This window comes from Gordonia neofelifaecis NRRL B-59395, from assembly GCF_000192435.1.
In the GTDB taxonomy this organism is placed as follows: Bacteria; Actinomycetota; Actinomycetes; order Mycobacteriales; family Mycobacteriaceae; genus Gordonia; species Gordonia neofelifaecis.
In genome coordinates, this window is sequence record NZ_AEUD01000001.1 from 370,632 (window position 1) to 387,592 (window position 16,961).

General features: G+C 66.2%; 9 protein-coding genes. 2 read left to right on the forward strand and 7 right to left on the reverse strand.

What is annotated here, in order from left to right; translation table 11 throughout:
- Nucleotides 1-25 precede the first annotated feature (25 nt).
- The gene (locus SCNU_RS01895; RefSeq protein ID WP_009677654.1) at nt 26-2,122 is read left to right on the forward strand and encodes a GmrSD restriction endonuclease domain-containing protein; all 2,097 of its coding nucleotides are present in this window, start codon (nt 26-28) and stop codon (nt 2,120-2,122) included.
- 39 nt (nt 2,123-2,161) lie between these two features.
- On the opposite strand, the gene SCNU_RS01900 is transcribed toward SCNU_RS01895, so the two are convergent.
- From SCNU_RS01900 to SCNU_RS21075, 4 genes are all read right to left on the reverse strand, one after another.
- Nucleotides 2,162-3,292 (reverse strand): pyridoxal-phosphate-dependent aminotransferase family protein, encoded by a 1,131-nt coding sequence (locus SCNU_RS01900; RefSeq protein ID WP_009677655.1) that lies wholly within the window; start codon nt 3,290-3,292, stop codon nt 2,162-2,164.
- Nucleotides 3,293-3,394: 102 nt separating this feature from the next.
- On the reverse strand, nt 3,395-5,023 hold the full coding sequence (locus SCNU_RS01905) for a DUF726 domain-containing protein (protein WP_009677656.1): 1,629 nt from the start codon (nt 5,021-5,023) through the stop codon (nt 3,395-3,397).
- A 74-nt stretch (nt 5,024-5,097) separates the two neighbouring features.
- Complete coding sequence (locus SCNU_RS01910; RefSeq protein WP_009677657.1) at nt 5,098-11,142, reverse strand: DUF4011 domain-containing protein; 6,045 nt, start codon at nt 11,140-11,142, stop codon at nt 5,098-5,100.
- Between the two features lie 145 nt (nt 11,143-11,287).
- On the reverse strand, nt 11,288-12,025 hold the full coding sequence (locus SCNU_RS21075) for an N-formylglutamate amidohydrolase (protein WP_420795010.1): 738 nt from the start codon (nt 12,023-12,025) through the stop codon (nt 11,288-11,290).
- Between the two features lie 317 nt (nt 12,026-12,342).
- Between SCNU_RS21075 and SCNU_RS01920 the strand changes: the two genes are divergently transcribed.
- The gene (locus SCNU_RS01920; RefSeq protein ID WP_009677659.1) at nt 12,343-13,992 is read left to right on the forward strand and encodes a DUF222 domain-containing protein; all 1,650 of its coding nucleotides are present in this window, start codon (nt 12,343-12,345) and stop codon (nt 13,990-13,992) included.
- 113 nt (nt 13,993-14,105) lie between these two features.
- Here SCNU_RS01920 and SCNU_RS01925 read toward each other — a convergent pair whose 3' ends face one another.
- From SCNU_RS01925 to SCNU_RS01935, 3 genes are all read right to left on the reverse strand, one after another.
- On the reverse strand, nt 14,106-15,695 hold the full coding sequence (locus SCNU_RS01925) for an MFS transporter (RefSeq protein ID WP_009677660.1): 1,590 nt from the start codon (nt 15,693-15,695) through the stop codon (nt 14,106-14,108).
- A gap of 35 nt (nt 15,696-15,730) precedes the next feature.
- Nucleotides 15,731-16,201, reverse strand: coding sequence for a MarR family winged helix-turn-helix transcriptional regulator (locus tag SCNU_RS19945; protein WP_009677661.1), 471 nt, complete (start codon nt 16,199-16,201; stop codon nt 15,731-15,733).
- Nucleotides 16,202-16,340: 139 nt separating this feature from the next.
- Nucleotides 16,341-16,937 (reverse strand): TetR/AcrR family transcriptional regulator, encoded by a 597-nt coding sequence (locus SCNU_RS01935; protein ID WP_009677662.1) that lies wholly within the window; start codon nt 16,935-16,937, stop codon nt 16,341-16,343.
- Between the last annotated feature and the right edge of the window lie 24 nt (nt 16,938-16,961).

Sequence of the window (16,961 nt, forward strand, 5' to 3'; positions counted from 1 at the left end):
CCGCGATGCATGTCATGATCGCCGTGTGGAGACCAACAAGCGCACACCACAGGAACTGTTCATCCAGCCTCAGCACTTCGTGATTCCGCTGTTTCAGCGAGGGTATGTGTGGAAGCAGGAAGAGCAGTGGGAACCACTGTGGAAGGACGTCTGTCGAGTCGCCGACTTCCACCTGGCAGAGCCGGGCCGAGTCGTCCAGCACTTCCTCGGCGCTGTCGTGCTGCAGGGAAGTGAATCGCGGAGCTACACGATGCCGATGTGGAACGTCATCGACGGACAGCAGCGGCTCACCACGTTGCAGATCATGATGGATGCAGTCAGTGCCGCCATCATGCGGGACGGCACCGATCGCTATGGTCGCCGTCTCGAGGCGTTGACGCACAACTCTCCTGACTACGTGCCAGTGGGCGAGAGCCGACTCAAGCTGCGCCACCTCAACAATGATCGCGCCGCATTCGACGAGGTGATGGATGCCGAGCCGCCGGTCGACTATCCCGCATTGGTTGCCGGCGATTCACTGATCGTTCGCGCACACCAGTTCTTCACTACGGCCGCCGCGCAGTGGCTTGGAGACGTTGACGACGACAGATTCGTAGACAGGGCGGAGGCTCTGGCGACGGTGCTGCAATCCGATCTTCAGCTGGTCACCATCGAACTCGCGGCCGCAGAGGACTCGCAAGAGATCTTCGAGACGCTGAACGCCCGTGGCACCCCGCTCACCGCGGCCGATCTCGTCCGCAACTTCGTTTTCCAGCGGATCGAGGCCGAGGGCGGAGACGCCGAAGAGGTGTACAAGGAGGTCTGGCCCTTCGAGACCAAGTTCTGGGCGGCGGAAGTCAGTATCGGACGCTACCTCGCGAGCAGGAGCTCGGTGTTCATCAATCAGTGGCTGATGGCGCGGACCGGCGAGGATGTCCGCCTCCAGGCGACCTTCACGCGATTCAAGAGCTACGTCGCACATCTCCCCGACAGTAGGGTCGGGGAGTTGCTCCCCGTGATCAAACAGCAGGCGGACGCGTACGAAGGGTGGACGAATGCTGCGAGCCGTGCGGAGGGTTCCCTGGATCGGACCGAGCTGGCCGTTTATCGAATGAAGGCCGCCGGATCGGAGGTGCTCAAGCCCCTCCTCATATGGCTGCACGAGCCCGCTCGTCAGCTGCCATCGTCGGTCATCGACCAAGTTGTGGGGGTATGCGAGAGCTGGGTCCAACGTCGCCAGCTTCTTCGGCTGACGAACACCGACATCGGTCGCGTCGTCGCCGATCTCATGCGTGTCAATACAGCGACGCCGGCAGACGAACTGGTGAAGCGTGTCACGGAGTACCTCTCGAGGTTGAACTTCACCAGCAGCTACTGGCCGGGGGACGCGGAGGTCCGAAGCACGTTGGTGTCGGAGAACGTCTACCGGCGGTTCCCGAGGCCACGTCTGCGGTCGCTTCTTGAAGCGATCGAGAACGAGTACCGGGCCGAGACCGGTCAACCTCAAGTGCCGCGCAGTGGCCTTCCGATCGAGCACATCCTGCCTCAGAAGTGGGAGGAGAACTGGCCCGTAGGCGACGATGCCGCGGCGCTCAGACGCCAGGACCATGTGCATCGCCTCGGAAATCTGACGTTGTTGACCCAGAAGCTCAACTCAAAGGTGTCGAACTCACCGTGGCCGATCAAGCGCTCGGCGTTGCTCCAGAACAACACCCTCACGCTCACCGGCAGACTCATTGAGTCGACGAGTGGCGCCGAATGGGACGAGGAGATGATCGACCAGCGGACTGAATCGATGATCGACACCTTGTTGACCGTGTGGCCGGTGCCGGATGGTCATACGGGCACGGTGCTCGACCCGCAATCTAAACCACAGGAGTGGGTGGAGCTCAAGCATCTGATCGACGCCGGCTTGCTGGCCCCGGGGGAGGTCGTCCAGCCAGTTTCACAAGACTTGGCGGGAACCCGGGCAATCGTGACGGCGCACGGAACGCTTGCACTCGACGGGCGTGAGTTCAGCACGCCCTCTGGCGCCGGTCACCACGTGCGGAAGCGTGCCACCAACGGGTGGCATTTCTGGGTCCTCGACGACGGACGGAAGCTCAACGACCTGCGAGCGGACTTCCTCGCTTCGAAAGGATAGCCTCCGCCGTTACGTCGGGGTCTGTACGCAGGCCAGTCCCTACCCCTGCAGCCGCTTCAGCGCAGCACTCAACCGCTCAACGGTCCCATCCACATCCATCAGCTTGTCCACGCCGAACAGGCCGATGCGCAGCGATGAGTAGTCCTCGCCCTCGCCGCACTGCAGCGGGACGCCGGCGGCGATCTGCAGACCGACCTCCTTGAACGCGGCGCCGGTCTTGCGGGTGGCGTCGTCGGTGAAGGCGACGACCACCGTCGCGGCATCGAAGCCCTCGGCGGCGACCGACGGCATGCCGTGTGCGGCGAGCAACTCGCGGACGCGGGTACCCAGCTCGATCTGGCGCTTGCGCAGTTCTTCGACGCCGAGGTCGACGGTCTTCTGCATGAGCTCGACGTTGTGCGCAAGCGAGTCGGTGGGCATCGTCGCGTGGTACGGCGCCTGGCCGTCGACGTACGAGTCGCTGATCGACAGCCACTTGCGCAGGTCCATCGCGAAGCTGGTGGACGTCGAGTTGAGGACGGCGTCGCGGCCGCGCTCCCGCAGCATCACGTAGCCGGCGCACGGGGTGCCGCTCCAGCCCTTCTGAGGGGCGGTGAGGAGGACGTCGACGTCGATCGCCTCCATGTCGACCCACAGCGCGCCGGATGCAACGCAATCGAGGACGAACAGTCCACCGACCTCGTGGACTGCGGTGGCGAGAGTCGTCAGGTAGTCGTCGGGCAGCACGATGCCGGACGCGGTCTCGACGTGGGGCGCGAAGACGATCTCCGGGCGCTGCTCGCGGATCGCGGCGACGACCTCGTCGATCGGTGCCGGGGCCCACGCGGTCTGGTGCGCGTCGCTCGTCGGACGAGCCATGCACACGGTCACCTGATCGGTGATGCCGCCGGCCTCGAGGATCTGCGACCACCGGAAGGAGAACAGGCCGTTGCGCACGACGAGCGCACGACGACCGGTCGCCAGCTGACGGGCGACGGCCTCCATGCCGTAGGTGCCGCCGCCAGGCACGACAGCGACGCTGCCTGCCTGGTAGGTGGTGCGCAGGATGCCGAGAAGATCCTGCATGACGCCGATGAACCGCTTGGACATGTGGTTCAGGGAGCGGTCGGTGAACACCACCGAGTACTCGAGCAGGCCGTCCGGATCGATGTCGTCATGAGGAAGAGTCACCCGTCCAGGGTCTCATGTCGTGGTCGTTCGCACGTAGTCGGCCTGGAGCGATCGCAGCTGGGCGAGGGTTCGCCACCTCGGTATCCACATTGCCCGCGCGGCCTATCTCAGCCGAACGTTGGAGAAGTACTCGGAGTGGCCCGACACGTTTGCCGTGACGTCGTGATCCTTGATCTTCGGAAAGCTTGAGCCGAAGCCGTACAGACCCAGCGGCCTACTACCGGCTTGGGCTGATTGGTAGGCGAACTTCAGAACCTTGTCGTTCTTAGACATGTAGTTATGCACGCACTCATCCACGGCGTCGTTCAGGGGACGCCAATCGCCCTTGGCTCCTTCTGCGGCTCCGAGTACATGCAGTGCTTGGATTCGCGGTGCACCCGCGCTGGTGCCGAGGGTCTCAGTTGCGGTGATCATCGCTCGGGCACCTAGACTGTGGCCGACCAGTATGTAACGCTCCGCAGTCGTCCGCGCAATCACACCGGCGAGCGCGACGCCTGTGCGGTCGGCCCGAACAAGTGCGGTGTGCCACGGATTTTTGACGACCTCGGTGCCGATGAAAAGCGCACCGGCCACTGGCACCTTCTTGGCGGCGACCTTGCCGGCCCGCGCCGCTGCGCCGGCCACTCCAGCGGCAGCCTGTTGGGCCCCGATGCCCTTCAGCGCGAGCTTGCTGAGTGCTTTCAGTTCCTTACTGCCCCAATGCACGCGGTAGATCGGCGAATCAGGATAACGACGTTCCACCATCTGCATCGCGGCACTCCATTCGGTGTCGCTCTCCGTCAGGAAGCCGCGCGCGACGATCACGGGGGTTCCGGTGCCGTCGCGAAACTTCTTGATACTGAACGAAGGGTCCTCGCCGATGTAGGAGTTGGTGATGATGCTGCCCATTGCTCCGCCCAGCGCGGCGCCGGCGGCAGTGACGACATATGTCCCGCCGACCATGCCGAATGCGAGGGCTCCTCCGCTCGCGACGGAACCTCCGCCGAGCAAGGCGAGACCGTAACTGGTCGCGGCAGCGCCGGTGTACCCAGCCAGACTTCCGATAGCTCCGCCGATCGCCGGCGCGGCGAGCATGCCGCCCGTCGCCACGACGCCAGCTCCTGCTCCGATCGCCATCGCAACCTTGGACAACCGGGAGAGGTTTCGCTCGTCGAACTCGTGCAACTGCGCGTAGTCGGCGATGTCGTCGACCTTCTCCGTGGCGCGCTCGAAGCTAGGGATGTCGTGCCGATGCTCGGCACAGAAGCGAGGTACTCGCACCGCTCCCGGCCGGCGGATCGCCATGTAGGTGCAGTTCGGGGCGGCACAGGTGAGGGTCGGCGTCCCACATTCCTGACACAGGTACGTCGGGACGCGTGTCGCTGAGGACTTGACACTGCGATGATTGGCGAGCGTGTAGCACCCCGAGCAGTAGTCAGACTTCAGTTTGTCGCCGGGTGCTTCCACCAGAGGAGCCAACTCCTTGACGACCTTTTCGTGGGCAGCAGCTTGCTTCAGATGACTTTGTTTCTTGTCGGCAGCCTTCGAACGTCGGTACAGCTTCTCGTGACGGGCGTACGCCCACGTGTTGTGCACGAGTGCCCGGTTCTCGGTCATCAGGTTGTCGCCGTCGACGACAGGTTCGACATCGCTCAGGTCGCCGGAGACAGTGAGACGGAAGCCGAGAGGGGAACGAACTTCACATGACATTCCCGAATGAGATGCCGGCGTGAACGTGAGTGTGGTGGGCATAGGTCCTCGCGTGATGTAAGAGGTGGTGGTTGAGGATTGATCGCTAGTTCGGGTGAGGGTTCTGAGACAGACGTTCAGCGGGCGGCCCGGTAGACACCGTCGTCGAAGGTGATCTGGCCTGTTTGAAGTGCCAGGTCAAGACACGACTCGAGACGATCTCTCGAAGGCTGCGCAAGTCGTGTCAGGCCGAATTCGCCAAGAGCCGCGCGAACCACCTGCTCCGCGTCCTTTCGACGGCCATCGGCCGCGTAGACGAGGGCATTGATGATCTCCTCCGGGGCGATCTCGTCGAGTGCGCGCTTGTCGTCGCCGACAGCGGGAACTCGGAATGCCGACCACGTACCCGGATCGAGCTGGACCGGCCACACGAACGACCCCAGATCTCCGTACTTGATCAGGTTCGACGGCAGCAGAGTCTCGACGAACTGCCTGCGGCGTCCGTGAGCCTTCTCGAATCCGAAGCGGCGCACGATGCTTCCGCTGAGGGCGGTCAGTTCGATCGGCCCGCAGGTGTTGACGGTGTCGATCAATGCGTTGCGAATCGTGGCGCGCAGGGCCGCGTCGTCGGTGTTCTCCAGATCGTCGCGGGAACCGAGCGGTGTGGTCGGTACCTGCTGATACACCTGCTTGACGGGCACGCGAGACGTCGGCTCGTCGATCGTCGCGGCCGCGGTGCTCGCGATGACCAACGATGGTTGGGATGCCGGGGCGTCGTCGTACCCCTCGGGGGCCTCCGAGGGGATGGGGGATTCGAGGACGGTCTTGGATTCGGGCGCCGAAACGTCTGCAGGATCCTCGGATTCCTCGACGGCAGGAGCCGCAACGACTTCGTCCGCGGGTGACGATTCGTCATCGACCGGCACGTCGTGGGGCCGCTCGCCGTTCGCGGACGCGGCTGCGACTCGCTCGGCCGCAGCCTGTTCAGCGGCAGCACGTTCGGCTTCCGCCCGCTCCTCCTCGGCCACCTCCACAGCTGCCCGCACCTGAGCGATCGCGGACTGGGAGTCGCTCAGCCACTCCGGCAGCCAGACGCGCAGCACGCTGCTCCAGCCCATGCGGTCGTGCAGGAGACCGGGCATCACGTCGCGGTCCGTGACGGTCTCGCGGCGATCCCACCGCGGCCCGTCGAGCATGACGGCGACCTGCCACCGCTCCGACTGCGGCGAGCGGACGGCGATGTCGACCACGAAGTCCGACATCCCGTAGTTCTGCTGGACCTCGAATCCGTTGTCGCGCAGCGTGTCCGCGATCTGCGTCTGCAGGGAGTCGGAGCTCTTCGGGTCGAAGGTCTCGGTGCCGGAGGTCTGGGCCGCGGCGGCTTCGAGGTAGCCGCGCAGGTGCGCCATGCCGATCGAACGCGTCCGGCTCAAGTCGATGTCGGTCGGGTCGAACGAGCTGAACACGACCACCTTGCGCTTGGCGCGAGTGACGGCGACGTTGAGCCGCTTCTCGCCGCCGGCGCGTGTGAGCGGACCGAAGTTCAGCGGCATCTGCGAGTCGCCGGGCCGCTTCGAGAACGCGGTCGAGAACAGGATCACGTCGCGCTCGTCGCCCTGGACGTTCTCCAGATTCTTGACGAACAGACCGTCGACGGCGTCGGCGTCCAACAGATCCAGAATGGTCTCGTCCTTCGTCGCCTCCAGCAGATTGAGGACCATGTCCTGCTGCTGGCGGTTGAAGGTGACGATGCCGATGCTGCGCTGCGGAGGAGTGGCGTGGACGAGGCGTCGAACTTCCGCGACGATCGCGTCGGCTTCGACGCGGTTGGTGCGGTAGTCGTTCTTCGTGTCCTCGCGGTTGAAGTGACCGTCGACGCGGCGCCACTCGATCCCGGCGTCGGCACTTCGTCCCGGGCTGGGCAGACTGGCGAGCTTGGAGTCGTAGTACTTCTCGTTCGAGAACGCGATCAGCGACTCGTCCTGACTCCGGTAGTGCCAGGTGAGTGGGAGTCGGGGCACGCCGGATTCGACGCACTCGGTGAGGATGCTCTCGAGATCTTCGGGAACCGATTCCTCAAGATCCTCCTCGTCCTCGGCGTCACCGCCGGAGGCGACGCCGATCATCGTGGGCGGCATCTGCTTCGAATCGCCGACGATGACCGCGGACTTCGCGCGTCCGAGGGCGCCGATGGACTGAGCGACGGTGACCTGGGAGGCCTCGTCGAAGACGACGACGTCGAAGGTGATGGAGCCCGGCGGCACATACTGCGCCAGTGAGCTCGGACTGACGAGGAAACACGGTGCGGCGGCCTGGATCTCGGGGCCGTACTTGTGGACAAGCGACCGCACGGTCGATGCATTGCGCTTGCCGCCGAGCGCGCGATGGAGATCGCCGAACTTCCCGGTGAGGCGATCGGGATCGAAGGAGCGCTGGGCGGCGAGCTGCGCGGGGAGCGCGTCGGCGAGCAGGTCACGGATCCTGTCTGACGCGGCGGCGAAGTCGCCGACGTTGCCGTCCTGTTTGGCCTGAACGAACTCGGTGAGACCGCCATGCGCCAACCGCTCGCGGACGGAGGTCCGGGCGAGGCCGGCGAGGAATCGCGCCTCGCCCTCGGCTGCGGGGGTGCGGCCGGCGAGGAGGTCGTCGGCGATGGCGTCGAGCCCCGCGTTCCGCAAGGGCCGGAGCTGGTTCTGCAGGGTGACGTATCGCCGCACGACCGCCGCGCCGCGGTCAGTGATGTCCGACGACCACGCCGCGTGGGTCTGGTCCCACGCGTCGAGCCAACGACGACCGCCGCGCCACCGGGCCTGGGAGTCGATCGTGGCACCGAGGACTCCGACCCAGGACCGCCACGCGGCCCCGAGCTCGGACAGCACGTCGAGGGTCTGTGGGCCCACCGCGCTCTCGGCTCGCAGCGCCTGCCACTCGCGGGGGTGGTTCCGGGCGAACTCGAACACCGTCGACAGCCGCGCGGCGACGCCTTCGAGGATGGTGCGAGCGGCGGGGTCGAGCGGATCCCACGTGGTCGGGAGGTGGCTCCCGAGCACGTCGGCGACGGAAGCGCGGAGGCTCTGGTGCTCGGCGCGCAATCCGGGGATCGAGTCGAGGAGAGGCAGAGCGTCCTCGAGCGTGACGTCGACACCAGGGTTGAGGACCGCGCGCAGCAGGACCGTGGCCTGCTCGGCGCGCTTGCGCTTACCGAGCATTCCGTGTTGCGAGTCGCGGATCGCGGTGGCGATCGTCGCCGCGTCGCCGGTGGTGAGGAAGGTCGGGATGAAGCGATCGGTGTACGGCCGCGTGCGCTCGATGAATGTCGTGAATTGGCCGGTGCAGTGCTGATACTGCTGCTGCCAGGCCGGATTCTGGAACCTGACGAGTTCGTCCGCCGTCACGACCGGCGAGCCGGCCTCCCACCGTGCATGGGCGACGAGCGTGTCGATCGCGTCGGGATCGTCGAGCGTACCGGCGATGCGTTCCGCGGCCGGGTCGGCGTGAAGTGCGGAAAGAGCTCGCCCGGCCCGGGCGCATTCCGCAGCGAGCACATCGTCGGTCCCGACCTCGGCGCCGATCACCCACGGGCTGTCGAGGACGGTGTCGGCCGGTCTGGCGGTGCGGCCGAAGTCGAGCAGGGCGTCGCGCACGACGCGCATCTGCTCGGCCGAGGTGGTCGCGGCGAACGTCATCGGAATGTCGAGATACGGACTGTCCGGGTTGCTCGCGACCGCCTGCGCCGCGCTCCACAGCGAGTCGTCGGCGGCGTTGCGGTCGTGAATGAGGCCCGGATACACGTCGAGAGTCTGATGCCGGACACGCCAGGTCGCGACTTCGGTGTCCCAGGTGCGCTGGTTGTAGTCGGCCTTGAACTCGAGGGCGTCCTTCAACTGCTTGCGGATGTTCTCACTCTTCTGCGCGGCACCGTGCAGGTCGAGCGTGAAGGGCGCCAGTCCGACGGCCTCCAGACGTCGCTTCACGACCTGCAGCGCGGCCTGCTTCTCCGCGACGAACAGAACGGTCCGTCCGGCAGCGAGGTTCCGGGCGATCAGGTTGGTGATGGTCTGGGACTTGCCCGTGCCGGGAGGTCCCTCGAGGACGAACGTGCGTCCCGCCGCGGAGAGCTCGATCGCCTTCAGCTGCGAGCCGTCGTAGTGGACGGGCAGCGGATGCGTGGTCTCGCGCGGTTTGAACGCGTCGAGCGGCTCGTCGGAGGTGGCCTCGGGATCGATGAACGTCTCACCCGCGGTGTGCGTGAGGTGGCGGACGAGTGGGCTCTGCTCCAGCGTGTCCCACGACTCCTGCAGGTCCTGCCACAGGCCGAGGGTGCCGAACTTGAAGATCGCGATCGCCGCGGTCTCGTCGATCCGGAAGTCGAGGTTGTTGTGCAGCAACGCTTCGCGGATCGCGGACAGTGCGGCGGGGATGTCGATGCCGGACTCGTCGGTAGGCGGGTTGTTCAGGGCGTCGATGACGACGTTGTGCTTGACCCGCAGCCATTCGATGAGGCAGTGGTTGGGTGCGGCGATACCGGTGGTGTCGACGATGATCTCGTAGCGGCTCTTGCCGGTCCCGCCGACGACGCGGACCGGGAGGAGGAACAGCGGAGCGTTGGCCTCGCTGCCGGTCGTGGTGCGGTGGACGAGCGACCCGAACGCGATGAACAGGTTGGTGTTGCCCGTTTCTTCCAGGAGTGTGCGGGCGCTGCGCTGCAGGTGCTTCATCGTCGCGAGGTATTTCTGCTCGCTGACCATCGCGAAGACTTCGCGGCGCTTGGCGAGGACATCGATGAGCGCGTCTTCGCCGAGGTCGAACGGCGAGCGGACGCCGCTGAGGACCTGCACGCCGCTGAAGTCGTCGCCGGGGCGGAGCGTCAGCTTCTTGCCCGCATGGACGAGATCGTCCGCCATGGCGAGTGCCTGTCCCGGCAGGACGAGATGAATCACCTCCCGCGACGGCTGCATGTTGAGCAGGCGATTACGGGTGCTGAGGTCGAGCAGTGCGCGCTTCCACTTCTTGACGCGAGTGGGGGCGTTGTCGGTGAGGTCGAGCACCTGGTCGTCGTCGCGGATCGCGGTCAGGGTGGCGGGCAGCGACAGATCACGAGTGGCCGCAGCCTTCGAGAGCTCGGCCTGCGCCATCTGCTGCTCGGTCTGCACGCCGGTCGCGAAGGGTGTGACACCGGCGTTGCCTGCCGCGCGGACGTCGAGGACGAACATCAGGCTCGACGGATTCGCCAGGTGCTTCGCCGCCGCGTTGACCGCCTGGAGGAATGTGGGAGCGTTCTCACCGCCGTAGAAGGCGGCCTCCAGGATCACCGCGCGGCCCGACTCGGCGAGGTTCAGCATCTTGTTGGGCTCATCGAGGACCGGGCGCGGCAAAGCGGTGTCCTCGCGCATGAATCCTACGAAGGCGTGACCCTTCGTCAGCCAGATCAGCGGGTTCAAGCCCGCTTGTTCGAGGCAGGCTGCGTACAGCACCGCAAGGTCGATACAGGTGCCGAACCGCTGATCGAGAACGTCCTGTGGACTGCGGATCTTCTGACCGAGGTTCTCGAACGACGCCGGCGGGTTGATGTAGCGGAGGTTCCGGGCACACAGAGCGGCGTAGACGGCGGCGGCGATGGTGCCGGCACGCTGGGGACCGCCCTGGTAGCCCTCGAGCGAATTGCTGCCGGTGGAGGTCTGGAGGATGTCCGACGCCTCGCTGAGCAGGGCGTGCACCCCGGCCGTGTTCGGCTGGACGAACGATGCGAGCGATTCGAAACAGAAGGAGGCGGCGAACCATTCGTTCTGGGCGAGGAGTCGCAGCGGGATGTCGACGGAGATCGACCGTTCGTCGACCCCGGCCGCGACGACGATCTGTGCGTCGTACGCCTCGTTGAGGGTGCTCAGGTGGTGGCGCGAGGGAGCGACCGCGCGGATCAGTTCCCAGCGATGTGCTTCGCCCGGCGCGAGTCGCGGCAGCGTCTCCGACCACTCGGGAGCAGTGCCGTCCGCCAACCCGGACAGTCGTGCCGTCACGCGCAGGTCGTCGATCGGCCGATCGCTGACGTTCGTGATCTGAACCGACCGCAAGATCGGCACATTGTTGTGCAGCAGAGCGAGATTCGCGATCGGGTGGGCAACCACCTCGAGTTCGAGCGCATCGTCGGACGCTTCATGACCGAGGACGAGAGAGGGGGTCACAGTGATCTCCTGGGAGCGCGTGAGGACAGGATGAAAGCGGGAACCGGCGACGAGCTGACAGTGTCGGTCGTCGGACGTCGGCCAGCGGGTGCAGTCGGAGCCACGATCCTCCTGTTTGAGTGAGATGCCTTACTTGAGGGCTTCACTATAGGACTGGGGTCGGACATTCACCCGATTGATCGACGGGTCGGCAAGGAGGTCGACGCGGATCTGGTGCGCCGACGGCGTCGACGCACCCGACCACCTGTCCGATGGCTCGGCCCAGCCGCTCGACGGACTCCGGGTTGACCGCGAAGTGGCCGTCGAGCAGTACGCTCTCGCGGATCGACAGACTGATCGCTTGGACGCGCTGGTCACCGCGGTGTCGAAGTTGCGGTACGTAGCGGCCCGCGTGCGGCGCGTCGGTCACGGGCGACGTCAGCTCGCCGAACGCACTGACGGCCGCATCGAGAAGGGCAGGTGGGAGGTGTCGGCCGTCGACGTTGAGTAGAACCTCGGGGCAGGGCGCCGACGGATCGCCGACCGGGCTCTGGTCGCTCACCGGGGAGTGGATGTCGACGATGAACGCGCGGCCGGTGGCGGCCAATCGTTCGTCGACGAGATCCGCCACCAGCCAGGCGTATGGCTGAACGTCTTCTGGTCCGTCTCCTCCAGGCCGGCCGGCATCGCCGGTGGTCGGCGACAGTTCGTTCACGATCAGGTGCGGGCGAATCGTCGAGTGTGTCCGCGCGGATCGCGCCACCGACTCCGCGGCGCGGTCGAGGGTTTCGCGCCGGGCAGGAGGGGACGCGTCGCACGGTCTGGTCAGGCGAGCCTGCTGGGTGACGTGAAGTAGTACAGGCGACTCGGGGTCGCCGTTGAGAATCGTTGCGCGAGGGGTCATGTCGGTCCTTCACACGTAGTGGCGCCGGCGAACGGCACGTCCCCGCCCATGCGGCAACGTGACAGACAAGCACGGGCCTACGACAATCCGGACTGATCGGCGCGGCTGGTCGACCGTCAGTGTCCGTGTCGCACCGTCGTGGGTCCCGTCGTGGTGCGTGAACTCATCGTCGCCACAGTCCATCGGCGGCGTCGACTTCGTTGTCCACAGGCCGACCCGTGGCGGTCGAATCAGGTCGGCGGAGATTCTCGCGATCATTTATGTCAGACCCTGCGGATAACATCGAATGCAAGTTCGATTCGAACGGAGGGGGATCAATGAACATCCAGGTCAGGAGTGATTCGGGATCGTCGACGGCCGGCTCGTCGGTGGTGGTCGACGAGGGTTCGATCGTGATCCGGATCGGTCGGCCGGTCGGCACGGGAGTGTCGGCGGAAGGCGCCTCGCAGGCCGATCGTGCTGCTCTGCTCGGGTTCGCGGCGCGAGCGGACTGCTATCAGGGGCTGGTGCTGTGGCACCGCTACGAAGCGGTGTACGCACTGCTCCGAGCGAAGCAGGCTGAGGCGGATGTTGCGGCCGACGGTGACGGCGGTTCCGAGTCTGGTGCTGACGCGTACACACGGCTCTACGATCCGCTGTGCCAGGTCGCCGCGTCGTATGCGACGGCGGCGGGCGTGCGACAGTGCACGGCGGAGCATTTCGTGGAGGCCGCGGTGGCGTGCATGGAGAGGATTCCGGCGGTGGGTCGGTTGATGCGTGACGGGCTGATCTGCCCGGCGTGGTTTCGACGGGTGGTCGAGCAGACGGCGCTCGTCGACGATGCGGATCTACTGAGGTTCATCGACGCCGAGATCGCGCACACGCTGTCTGAGGCGGGCACCCTGTCGGCTGCCCGGGTGGAGGCGTTGGTGAGTTCTATTGTGGCTGAGCATGATCCGGATGCCGTGACGTTGACCCGGGAGCAGGTGAAGCTCGCCAAGCAGGTGCGGGTGAACGCGCTCGGCGAGGGTGTGTCCGAAGTGATCGTGACGGCATCGGCCGAGGACGCGATGGTCGTGAAAGACGTGCTGGACGCGGTGATCGCCGGGGTGTGCTCGCACGATCCGCGGACGCGCGGTGAGCGTCGGTCGGCGGCGGCCGTCGCGCGGCTGGCGGGGACCGACTTCGTGTGCGAGTGCGGTCGGGACGATTGCACCGCTGAGTTGTCGGCGGAGGCGATCGCGGCGCGGTGCGCACGGGTGGTCCTGCACGTGGTGGTTCGCAAGGAGACTCTCGGGGGCGAGTCCGACACCCCGGCCTATCTGGACGGCTACGGTCCGATCTCGGCCGAGCACGTGCGGGAGCTTGCAGCTCGTCCGGACGCTGTTCGGCGAGAGCTGAATCTCGACGAGATCGTCGATCATCAGGCGCAGCCAGGCAACGCCTATCGTCCGACGGCGGCGGTGGACGCGGCGATGCGGGGCCTGTTCGGGATGTGCTCGTGGCCGGGATGTGAGCGGGCGGCGTGGAAGTCCGATCTGGACCACGTGTCCGAGTTCAACCACGCCGATCCGACTGCCGGCGGCCCGACGTGCGTGTGCAACCTGAATCCGAAGTGCCGTTTCCATCACGGTCTGAAGACCTTCGTCGGTGGATGGATCGACGATCAGGTCGTGGACGCGAACGGCGTCATCTGGACGGAGGTCACCACGCCGGAGGGGTTCACGGTGCGTCAGCGGGCGTTGAACATGTGGCTCCTGTCGGAGCTCGGTCACCTCACCTGCAGGCACCCCGCGCCGACACGCCCGGGATCCGGACACGCCGGTGTTGCACCCGAACGATCGCGGACGCGGATGGAGGCCAAGCATCGGTATCGGATGCAGCAGCGGGCGGCGAATCGTCGGGCTTGTCAAGCCGTGGAGGCAGCGTCGCCGACTCGGGGTTCGGTGACCGATTGGGCGACGGAGTGGGGCGAGCCGCAGTTCTGAGCGGTGCGGGTCGTGGCAGACGCGCCCGGAGTTCGGACACGCCGGGCGGTGCAGGTCTTGTTCGCGCTCTGCAGCAGGTTTCGTCGGGCGGTGACCGATCCGGGAGAGAACGTTTACCGGGTCGCCGCAACTGCTGCCGCGTCGACGTCCACATCGACCTCGGCGGCAGGCTCCTTCGCGATCGTCCGGCGCAGCGGCACCTCCTTGACCAGCAGGATGCAGACGAAGGTCACGATGGCGGTCGCGGCGGAGATCATGAACACCGGACCGAAGGCGTCGGAGTAGGCGTGGTGAATGACGGTGCGGATCGGCGCGGGGAGCGCGCTGATGTCGAGCTGGGTGTCGCCGGACGGCATGGCGGCGTGGACGCCGAGGGCCTGGAGTCCGTCCCGGATGTTGTTGCCGACCAACGAGGTGAGGACCGCGCCGAGGACCGACACGCCGACCGCGCCACCGAGAGAGCGGAAGAACGCGACGGAGGCGGACGCCGCGCCTACCTGCGAGACGTCGACGGTGTTCTGGACGACGAGCACGATGTTCTGGGTCAGCGCGCCGATGCCGACGCCGGCGATCGCCATGAAGATCGCGACGTGGACATACGACGTGCTGTGGTCGATCAGGCCGAGTCCGCCGAGGCCGACGAGCATCGCGGCACCGCCGAACACCATGACCGGCTTCCATCGTCCGGTGCGGCTGACGATCTGACCGCAGGTGGTCGCGCTGATCATCTGGGAGAGGATCATCGGGATCGTCATCAGGCCCGCGCGAGTGGGCGTGTGGCCGTCGCCGAGCTGGAAGTACTGGGTGAGGAAGACGGCGGGGCCGAACATCGCAACGCCGACGGCGATGCTGCCGACGATCATCAGGACGGTGGTGCGGTTGCGCAGGAGTCGCAGCGGCAGCATCGGCTCGGCAGCGCGGAGTTCCACGACCACCGTGAGCGACGCGGCGATCAGGAAGGCGACGCCGAAGGCCGCGGACTCCCAGGAGATCCAGTCGTAGGAGTTGCCCGCGAACGTCACCCACATCATCGGCAGCGCTGCGGCGATCGAAAGCAGCACGGCACCGAGGTAGTCGATCTTCACGTGGGCGCGCTTCACGGTCGGCAGGTGCAGCTTCCACTGCAGCAGCCCGAGAGCGATGACGGCCAGCGGCACACAGACGAAGAACGTCCAACGCCACCCGAGGTGGTCGGTGATGAGCCCGCCGAGCAGTGGCCCCGACACCGTCGCCACGGCCATCACGGCGCCCATGTACCCGCTGTACCTTCCGCGATCACGCGGATTGACGATCGAGCCCATCACCGACTGCGTGCTCGCGATCAGACCGCCCATCGCGACGCCCTGGATCGCTCGGGCCGGCATCAGCAGCCAGACCTCGTGGGAGAAGCCGGCGAGGACGGAGCCGGCGACGAACATCAGGATGGCCACCTGAGTGAGGACCTTCTTGTTGAACAGGTCCGACAGCTTGCCCCAGATCGGGGTGCTGATCGTCATCGTCAACAGACTCGCGGTGATCACCCACGTGTACTGCCGCTGCGTGCCGTGCAGGGACGCCATGATCGTCGGCAGCGCGGTGGAGACGATGGTCGACGAGATCAGGGCGGTGAAGAGTGCGGCGAGAAGTCCGGTCATCACACCGAGGATCTCGCCGTGCGAGTACTCCTTCGGTTCGATGGGCGCGTTGGTGGCGGGGGCGGTCATGGACGACCTTTCAAACATCGGGGGAGGGTGGATCGCTACTGCGCGGACTCGGCGGGTCGCGGATCGGGGACGGGTGTGAGGGTGGCCAGGATCGGTTCTCTCAAGCGGGCGAGGGCGGCCTCGGCCTGTGCGGCGTCGTCGTCGTTCCAGTCCGACAACTGCTCGGCGAACCGGGCGATGAACTGCACCTCGCGTCCGCGGATGTAGTCGACGCCGATCGGACTCAGCGAGAGCAGCGACGCGCGTGCGTCGTCGGGGTCGGTGCGGCGGATGACGTAGCCCTCCGCCTCGAGGGCCCCGACGGCGCGCGACGCGACGGGGAGCGAGACGCCGAGCGTGTCCGCGATCGCCGTCAGCCGGGCGTCGTCGCGCTTGAGCTGATTCAGGATGCCGATCTTGGTTCCGGTGATCCCGGCCGCGCGCTGTCGTCGTCCCGACATCTCGAAGGCGCGGGCGATCTCGACGACTTCCGCCATGATGCGTCTCGCCTGCTCGTTGTCGACCACGACACCTCCATTGCTTAAGGTAAGCAACTATAAATGCTGATAGTTACCTATGGCAATTGTGCTGGTGAGGGGCTCGGCGGAGGAGGCCTGCGAAGCTCCGATGAATCTGCGCCCTCAGGGGGCGCAGATTCATCGGCAGTCAGATCCGGGTGAGGGCGCCGAGATGTCGGTCGACGACGCCGATCGCGTCGTCGGCCGACAGTCCGGTCGGGTCGCTCAAGAGGTTGAGCAGCAGGCCGTCGATCAGTGCGACGGTCGTCCAGGCGGCACTGTCGGGGTCGACGTCGGCGAGCGTCTCACCGCGCTCGTGCGCCAGTCGGAACGCGTCGGCGCAGAGCCGGTGCTGGTCGGCGATGAGGTCGTGGCGGATGGCGGCGAGCGCCGGAAGCACGACCGCCCGTGTGCTGAACGCGAGGTACACCGACGCCTCGCGGCGACGAGCGGCATCGAGGGGCAGGAACTCGAGGAGGGCGCGCCGCAGTACCGCGCCGACCGTTCCGGTCTGCTGGATGTCGTTGACGCGAGCGATGATTCGACGATTGACCTCGTCGAAGGCCATGGTCAGCATCTGCTCTTTGCTGTGGCAGTAGTACTGGACCGTGCCGATGGACACGCCGGCGGCCGTGGCCACTTCGCGCACGGTGACGCCCTCGGCGCCGCGGTCGGCGGTCAGGTCGAGCAGCGTGTCGAGGATGCGGTCGCGCACCGTCGGTTCGGTCATGCGCTTCTCGGTCATGCGCAGCAGTCTACCGTCTCCTCT

Coding starts and splice junctions, on each gene's coding strand:
- SCNU_RS01905 (WP_009677656.1), bottom strand. CDS start 5,023: ATGCCCACCACACTCACGTTCACGCCGGCATCTCATTCGGGAATGTCA.
- SCNU_RS21075 (WP_420795010.1), bottom strand. CDS start 12,025: ATGACCCCTCGCGCAACGATTCTCAACGGCGACCCCGAGTCGCCTGTA.
- SCNU_RS01920 (WP_009677659.1), top strand. CDS start 12,343: ATGAACATCCAGGTCAGGAGTGATTCGGGATCGTCGACGGCCGGCTCG.
- SCNU_RS01925 (WP_009677660.1), bottom strand. CDS start 15,695: ATGACCGCCCCCGCCACCAACGCGCCCATCGAACCGAAGGAGTACTCG.
- SCNU_RS01935 (WP_009677662.1), bottom strand. CDS start 16,937: ATGACCGAGAAGCGCATGACCGAACCGACGGTGCGCGACCGCATCCTC.